The organism is Vibrio syngnathi, assembly GCF_002119525.1.
GTDB classification, from domain to species: Bacteria; Pseudomonadota; Gammaproteobacteria; order Enterobacterales; family Vibrionaceae; genus Vibrio; species Vibrio syngnathi.
The window spans coordinates 1,695,355-1,703,118 of sequence record NZ_CP017916.1 but is presented as its reverse complement, the minus strand read 5'-3'; the positions used below and the strand labels follow the sequence as shown (position 1 = coordinate 1,703,118).

The window sequence follows — 7,764 nt, the reverse complement described above, 5'->3', positions numbered from 1 at the left end:
TGAGGTTGCAACACGCTACGGTTACAACACTTTACAGGCAAAACCTTTTAGGTAGAAGCCTTCTGGGTATGCGGTGTCTGTAAGGTGATCGGCTGCTTGCTCGAAGCGCTCGACAAATTTAACGGTTCTTCCAGCATCTAGAGCTGCGTCAGCGATGATTTTTTGGAATAAATCAGTGCCCATCAAGCCAGAGCAAGAGTAGGTGAGTAGAGTGCCACCAGGGTTTAGGATTTGCATTGCAAGCATGTTCACGTCTTTGTAGCCGTTTGCGCCTGACGTTAGGTTGTTTTTGCTTGAAACGAACTTTGGTGGGTCCATGATCACAACGTCAAACTTAGTGCCTTGGTCTCGGTATTCACGAAGCAGTTTGAATACATCAGCGTTTAAGAATACCGCACGTTTTTTCGAGATATCAAATTCATTGAGTTCAGCGTTGAATTTAGCTGTATCAAGAGCCAACTGCGAAACGTCTGCGTTGATTACACGCTTAGCATCACCTTTTAGGGCGTATAGGCCGAAACCGCCAGTGTAAGAGAAACAGTTAAGGACATCTTTGCCTTTAACATACTTCATCGATTCTTTGCGGCTGTCACGTTGGTCCATGTAGAAGCCAGTTTTGTGACCTTCCATGATGTTTACGCTGATTTTGACGCCGTTCTCTTCAATAACCACTGACTTAGGTGGCTCTTCACCGTGAAGTACGCCAACAACTTGTTCTAGGCCTTCTTTTTTACGGACCGCTACGTCAGAACGCTCGTAAATATTACAGTCTGGGAAGCATTCGATTAAAGCTTCAACCAATACGCTCTTATTGAATTCAGCGCCCGCACTTAGTAGTTGGCAAACTAAGAAGTCTTGATATTTGTCGATAGTGATACCTGGCAGTCCATCAGACTCTGCAGCGGTAAGACGGTAGCCAGTTAAACCATCACGCTCAATGATGTCTTCACGCAGTGATTGCGCGTCTTGAATTCGTTTTACGAAGAACGCTTTGTTAATTTCTTTTTTTTCAAATGTCCAAACACGAGCTCGAATTTGAGATTCCGGCGAGTAAGCCGCTTTTGCGAGCCACTGACCATTTTGAGCGTATACGTCTACAGTTTCACCTGATTGTGGCTCGCCTTCGACTTTATCGATACCGCGTGAAAATACCCATGGGTGTTTGCGGCGTAGTGATTTGTCACGGCCCTTAGCTAGATGAATTGAAGGAGTCATAATTTACTCTGTTTGTTGAATTTGAAGGAGGGGTATTGTCGGGGAAGTACAAGGGAAAAGCAAATAAGAAAGGGCTGCAAAAGCAGCCCTTGTATTGAACAATCATTAGGTGGTGATTAGATGTCAGTATTAAGCCTTAAGACCTATCAGCAAACCTTCCATTGTATCGCTCTGCTTACGAAGTTGGTCAACGTTAGAGTTGCTCTTACTGATCATCTCGCAGATGCCGTCTGATTGATGACGAATCTCTTCAACACTTTGTGCAATATTATCCGCAACGACACCTTGCTCTTCTGCAGCAGTAGCAATTTGCGTACTACTATCAGAAATAGACTGGTTTTTCTCAGCTAAAGAACCGATCTCAACGTTCACTTCCGACATCAGTGTTTGGCCTTCATTGGCATTGTTTACTGTCACTTCCATCAGTTTTGTTAACGACTGGCTGTTACGTTGTAATGATTCTATCATGCTCTGAATTTCAACTGTCGCTTGTTGAGTTCGTCCGGCAAGGGCGCGAACTTCATCGGCAACAACTGCAAAACCACGGCCTTGCTCTCCAGCTCGAGCAGCTTCAATCGCAGCGTTTAGTGCTAACAGGTTAGTTTGTTCAGAGATACCATTGATGGTTGCGACTACTTCATCGATCTGCGCTGCATTAGCATCAAGTTCTTCTACTGCTTGCGAAGCCGACTGGATCTCTTGAGATAAGCTAGAGATCGATTCCAAAGTATTAGAAACCTTAACTTGACCACTTTGCGCGACACCGCGAGCGTCCATCGTTTGAGTGCTCGAGTCATGGGCAAGGGTAGCGACTTCACGAATCGTTGCTGCCATTTGTTCAGTTGCGCTCGCGAGGCTATTCAAATGCTCTTGTTGATTACTAGAGATATTTGAACTCTGTTGCGTTGATTGGTTTAAATCCGAACTGATCTGCTGCATGAGTGCAACAGACTCTTGGATTGAGAGAACCATGTTCTGTTCACGCTCCGCTACCTTATCGATAGTAATAGCAATTTCACTGAACTCATCGCGAACTAAAAAGTAGTTCATACGACAAGTTAAATCACCACTCGCAAGTGTGCTGAGTGCTTTGTTCATTGAGAACATAGCACCGCCGATGAAAGTCATGATGTAGTAAACACCCAGAGCGATAAGCGTTAGAGTTACTGCAATAATCGAAATCTGAGTAGTAGAAAGAGCTGACCAAAGGTTTTGTTCATGGCTTGCGACTAAACTGAAGGCTCCATCCATTACAGAAACTGATCCTGCACCATATCCTAAAGAGATGGTTTCAGAATTACTAATGAGTTGAGACACCTGATCTTTAGTGAGTTGTCCAGCTTCAATCAGCCCTTTCATCAGGTGCAATTCATCCTGGTAAAGGTGGGCAAGTAAAGAGTCCGCGGCGCTATCTAAAACTAGAGTCAGTATAACCAGGGCGATAAGAGGTAATAAGAATAGTAGATAGAACTTTTCTTGGATTTTTAGGTGAATGAGATATTTGTCAATCCAACGAAACGGGATTTCTTTCATAATTGTAATACTCGAAGTAAGCCCACCAATAAATGGTGAATGAATAGAATCGCAACTATATCATCCATATAATTTATGAGGCAACGTTATGGAAACTCTGCAGTATATTTTTGTCGTGTCAGGCGTAGTTCAGTGTGTTGGATTTCGTTATCACACCAGTAGGCAGGCGCTGGATTTGGGCATTTCCGGCTATGCAAAGAACCTAAATGATGGTCGAGTTGAAGTGTTAGCGGTCGGAGAGGTGCTGAAACTTGAGAAGTTACACGCTTGGCTTAATCTTGGACCACCGAGCGCAACAGTAGACAATGTCGTCATGCATCAAGTTAAAGATCATGAGCGGCAGGAGGTACGTGTAGGGGAGTTTAAAATACTGTAGGACACTACAGTATTTAACTTTTTACGTTGAGATCAACCTAGCGCTATTTTAGTTCTACAAGCATTTTGCTGGTTTAGGTAAACCGGCGAGTTTGGTTGCTTGTTTTGCGGGGCCTTTCTTGAATAATTTGAACAGGTACTTGCTGTTACCTTTTTCAGGGCCGTGCGCTTTTTCCATCGCTTTTACGAGCATGCGAACGGCTGGAGAGGTCTTGAATTCTTCGTAAAAGCTCCTTACAAAATGTACGACTTCTAAGTGTGCATCAGTAAGTTCAATTTCCTCATCTTGAGCAAGAATTTTAATCATACCTTCTTCCCATTGAGTGTAATCCAACAGATAACCTTGAGCGTCGGTTTCGATTTGCTTGCCGTTATATTCAAACATGTTTAATCCAGAGTCCAATTAACTATCTGGATAGGGTACATGACCAAGTTTACTTTTCTCAATAGATTTATAACGATCTCAAGAAATATTGCAGCTATCTAAAGAGTTCTGGTATGGATAGATACAAAAAAGCCCAAGAGATGAGCTCTTGGGCTAGATATTCTTCAATGATAGGAGCGATTAGTCGTCGCTGCCCATGATGCCTAAGATGCTTAGTAGGCTGATGAAGATGTTGTAGATAGAAACATACAAGCTAATCGTTGCAGAGATGTAGTTCGTTTCACCACCACGAATGATGCTTTGCGTTGTTAGCAAGATTACACCAGTCGAGAATAGGATAAACATACCGCTCATTGCCAGTGATAGTAGTGGCATTTGTAGGAAGATGTTTGCAACCATGCCGACTAGCAGAACAACGAAACCAGCCATTAGCATACCGTTAAGGAATGAAAGGTCACGTTTAGTTGTTAGGGCGTAAGCAGATGCAGCCATAAATGCCAGTGCAGTACCGCCAAGTGCAGTCAGGATGACATCACCCATGCCTGCGCCAACGTACATGTTTAAGATTGGACCGATGGTGTAGCCTAAGAAACCTGTAAATAGGAATGTGAAGACTAGACCCATGCTGTTGTCACGGTTCTTTTCTGTTAGGAATAGAAGGCCGTAGAAACCAACTAGCATAATGATAAGACCAGGGCGAGGAAGGTTCATCGCCATAGATACGCCTGCTACTACAGCAGACCAAAGTAGTGTCATAGACAGTAGTGCGTAGGTGTTACGCAACACTTTATTGGTTTGCAGAGCACTTTCTTGAGATGCTGTGCGTGAAAACATAGGGCTGTTCATAATCTTCCTCGTAAGGTGACTTCAATAGTTATTAGTACATTTATGGGGCTGAAAGTTCGAAAAATCAAGTCTTTCATTCCTCTTGTAGACCTAAAATAATAATCAAAATAGTCGGTTAAGTGTTTCTGAAGGTGTAACAAAGTGTTTCTAATGACGTATAAAGTGTCGCTAACACTCAATGTTCAAACTTTTATAGTTATTGGCTAATGATTTATAACCTTTGAAAAACTATCTATAACCTTGAAAAATAAAGAGGCGACCTAAGTCGCCTCTATAGTTTATGCATCATAACACATTAATGGTGCAAGATTTGGCTCAAGAAGTTCTGCGTTCTGTCCGATTGTGGGTTTTCAAAGAAGTCGACAGGGTTGTTCTCTTCTATGATTTCACCTGCATCCATAAAGATAACGCGGTCGGCAACTTCTTTAGCAAAACCCATCTCGTGCGTTACACACAACATTGTCATGCCTTCTTCGGCCAATTCGACCATTACGTCCAATACTTCACGAACCATTTCTGGGTCAAGTGCCGATGTTGGTTCATCAAATAGCATAACTTGCGGGTTCATACACAAAGAACGAGCGATAGCTACACGCTGTTGCTGGCCACCTGAAAGCTGTCCTGGGAATTTATCCGCTTGCTCAGGGATTTTTACACGCTCGAGGAATTTCATCGCGATGGCTTCAGCTTCCTCTTTTGGCATCTTTTTGACCCAAATTGGGGCCAGAGTACAGTTTTCCAATACCGTTAGGTGAGGGAATAGGTTGAAGTGTTGGAAACACATACCAACATCTCTGCGCACGGCTTCAATGTTCTTCAGATCTTCTGTCAGTTCATTACCTGAAACGAAGATATGACCTTTTTGGTGCTCTTCTAATCGGTTGATACAGCGAATCATTGTGGATTTACCTGAACCAGAAGGGCCACAAATTACAATTTTCTCGCCTTTTCTAACTTCCAAATTGATGTTTTTAAGAACGTGGAACTCACCGTACCACTTGTTCATGTCTTTTAACTCGATCATAAGACCTTGAGAGTTGTTTTCTGTTTGCTGCGTCATAATACGTCCTTGATCTTGTTAATTATCGTTTGTGACCGGTGTGAAGTTTGTTTTCTAGCCAAATCGAGTATCTCGACATGCCAAAACAAAACACCCAGAACACTAACGCGACAAATACATAACTTTCTGTTGAATACCCAAGCCACTCAGGGTCGGTATTCGCGGCTTGGCCAATCCCTAGTACATCAAACATACCGATAATCAAAACTAGACTGGTATCTTTGAACAAACCAATAAAGGTATTCACAATTGAAGGAATCGTGATTTTAAGAGCTTGAGGCAGAATGATAAGCCCTGTTTTTTTCCAGTAGCTTAATCCTAGAGCGTCAGCGGCTTCGTATTGACCTTTTGGTATTGCTTGCAAACCACCACGGATTACTTCCGCCATATAAGCAGCACTAAACAGTACTACCCCGACAAGCGCTCTGATCAGTTTATCGGTTTCCATTCCTTCAGATAAAAAGAGGGGAAGCATTACCGAAGCCATGAATAAAACCGTAATCAGCGGTACGCCACGCCAAATCTCGATGTAAACGGTACACATACTGCGGATAATAGGCATCTCTGAACGACGCCCAAGTGCAAGTGCAACACCAATAGGGAGTGATACTACAATACCAACAAGTGCGATGATCAGTGTAACCAGCAGGCCGCCCCATTTATGGGTATCAACAACCTCTAGACCCAATACACCACCGTATAGTAAGCCTGCAATGATAAACGGGTAGATGTTTACAAAAAATAACCAAATCCACGTACGCTTAGGTGTTTTTTCGTAAGCTAACAAAGCAACAAAAATAGCTAATGTTGCGTAGAAAAAGCGAGGACGCCACAGTTCCGCTTCTGGGTAGAAGCCGTACATGAATTGGTCCCAACGGACGCTAATGAAAACCCAACAAGCGCCTTCGCTAGTACAGGCATCACGTGTTGTTCCTATCCAATCAGCGCTCAAGAATGCCCAGTCAGCTATTGCCCATAATAAAGTGAAAGCAAAGTAAGCAAGCACCACAGTGACGACACTGTTAATTGGTCCATTAAATAGATTTTTTCTTAACCAACCGACAGGTCCAACAGTATTCGCTGGAGGCGGAAGATCAGGTTGAAATTGATGTGTACTCATCTTATCTCTCCACCAACGCTACTTTGCGGTTGTAAATGTTCATTAGAGCGGATGTCAAAAGGCTTAGAGTCAGGTAGACGCCCATTGTCATCGCGATTACTTCGATAGCTTGTCCAGTTTGGTTCAATGTTGTTCCTGCAAATACAGACACAAGATCGGGGTAACCAATGGCCATCGCAAGTGATGAGTTTTTGGTCAGGTTTAAATACTGACTGGTTAGTGGTGGGATAATAATTCTTAATGCTTGCGGAATAATCACCAACTTAAGAGTTCTTGTTCGCGGGAGCCCTAGAGACATAGCAGCCTCTGTTTGCCCATGGTTTACCGCGTTGATACCTGAACGCACAATCTCGGCGATGAATGCGGCTGTGTAGATACTTAAAGCGAGCATCAATGCTGCCAGTTCAGGAATGATGCTGATACCACCTTTGAAGTTAAACCCCTTCAAAACAGGGTACTCCGCAGAGATAGGCATGCCCATAACAAAGTAAGTGACTAATGGTAAGCCCACAACCAGTGCCGCAGCAATTCGCAACATTGGTGTTTGTTGACCGGTTAGCTTTTGTTTGTTATTCGCCCAGATGTTGATAATAAAAGTAGCGATGACACCAATAATCAATGATGCGATGACAATGCTACTGCCTTGTTCCAATACCGGGGCAGGAAAATACAAACCACGCACATTCAAGAAAATGGCTTCGCCAAGGCTCATGCTTTGACGGGCAGAAGGCAAAGCTTGTAGAACGGCAAAATACCAGAAGAAGATTTGCAACAGAAGAGGGATATTTCGGAATATCTCAATGTAGACGGCTGCAAATCGGCTAACTAGCCAGTTTGAAGATAGTCTAGCGATACCCATACTAAAGCCCAGTACTGTGGCTAACATGATGCCTAATACTGAAACTAAAGCGGTATTGAGAAGACCGATAAAGAATGTACGACCGTATGAGAATGTTTCGTCGTATTCAATCAATGTTAAGCCGATACCAAAACCAGCTTCTTGGGATAGAAAATCAAAACCAGTGGCGATACCACGGGAATCTAAGTTAGTGAGTGCATTATTTACAATCGTGTAAAAGAAAGCACAAAGCGCCGCGACGGCGAGAATTTGGAAAACAACTGAGCGAAAAGTGGGGTTGTAAAAAAGGTTGGCACTTTTGGGCTGTGGTTTTACTTGAGTTGGAGAAATAGTTTCATTAGGTTTCATACTGCTATAACCTCAAATCCATT

At 43.1% G+C, this 7,764-nt stretch carries 8 protein-coding genes; 1 reads left to right on the top strand and 7 read right to left on the bottom strand.

Annotation, left to right across the window (positions count from 1 at the left end; genetic code table 11):
• Nucleotides 1-21 precede the first annotated feature (21 nt).
• Both K08M4_RS07940 and K08M4_RS07935 read right to left on the bottom strand, forming a co-directional pair.
• Nucleotides 22-1,215 (bottom strand): class I SAM-dependent methyltransferase, encoded by a 1,194-nt coding sequence (locus tag K08M4_RS07940; RefSeq protein WP_086049489.1) that lies wholly within the window; start codon nt 1,213-1,215, stop codon nt 22-24.
• 129 nt (nt 1,216-1,344) lie between these two features.
• Nucleotides 1,345-2,748 carry a methyl-accepting chemotaxis protein gene (locus K08M4_RS07935; protein ID WP_086049488.1) on the bottom strand — a complete coding sequence of 468 codons (1,404 nt, stop codon included), beginning with the start codon at nt 2,746-2,748 and terminating at the stop codon, nt 1,345-1,347.
• 88 nt (nt 2,749-2,836) lie between these two features.
• Between K08M4_RS07935 and yccX the strand changes: the two genes are divergently transcribed.
• Entirely contained in the window at nt 2,837-3,124 is a 288-nt protein-coding gene (gene yccX / locus K08M4_RS07930) for an acylphosphatase (protein WP_086049487.1), read from the top strand.
• Between the two features lie 54 nt (nt 3,125-3,178).
• On the opposite strand, the gene K08M4_RS07925 is transcribed toward yccX, so the two are convergent.
• The 5 genes from K08M4_RS07925 to K08M4_RS07905 all read right to left on the bottom strand — a co-directional run bounded on the left by K08M4_RS07925 (nt 3,179) and on the right by K08M4_RS07905 (nt 7,741).
• On the bottom strand, nt 3,179-3,508 hold the full coding sequence (locus K08M4_RS07925; RefSeq protein ID WP_086049486.1) for a TusE/DsrC/DsvC family sulfur relay protein: 330 nt from the start codon (nt 3,506-3,508) through the stop codon (nt 3,179-3,181).
• Between the two features lie 180 nt (nt 3,509-3,688).
• Nucleotides 3,689-4,354: a Bax inhibitor-1/YccA family protein gene (locus tag K08M4_RS07920; protein WP_086049485.1), complete on the bottom strand. Its 666-nt coding sequence runs from the start codon at nt 4,352-4,354 to the stop codon at nt 3,689-3,691.
• Between the two features lie 295 nt (nt 4,355-4,649).
• Entirely contained in the window at nt 4,650-5,414 is a 765-nt protein-coding gene (locus K08M4_RS07915; RefSeq protein WP_004733637.1) for an amino acid ABC transporter ATP-binding protein, read from the bottom strand.
• 22 nt (nt 5,415-5,436) lie between these two features.
• Complete coding sequence (locus K08M4_RS07910; protein ID WP_086049484.1) at nt 5,437-6,534, bottom strand: amino acid ABC transporter permease; 1,098 nt, start codon at nt 6,532-6,534, stop codon at nt 5,437-5,439.
• A 1-nt stretch (nt 6,535) separates the two neighbouring features.
• Complete coding sequence (locus tag K08M4_RS07905; protein WP_086049483.1) at nt 6,536-7,741, bottom strand: amino acid ABC transporter permease; 1,206 nt, start codon at nt 7,739-7,741, stop codon at nt 6,536-6,538.
• Nucleotides 7,742-7,764 lie beyond the last annotated feature (23 nt).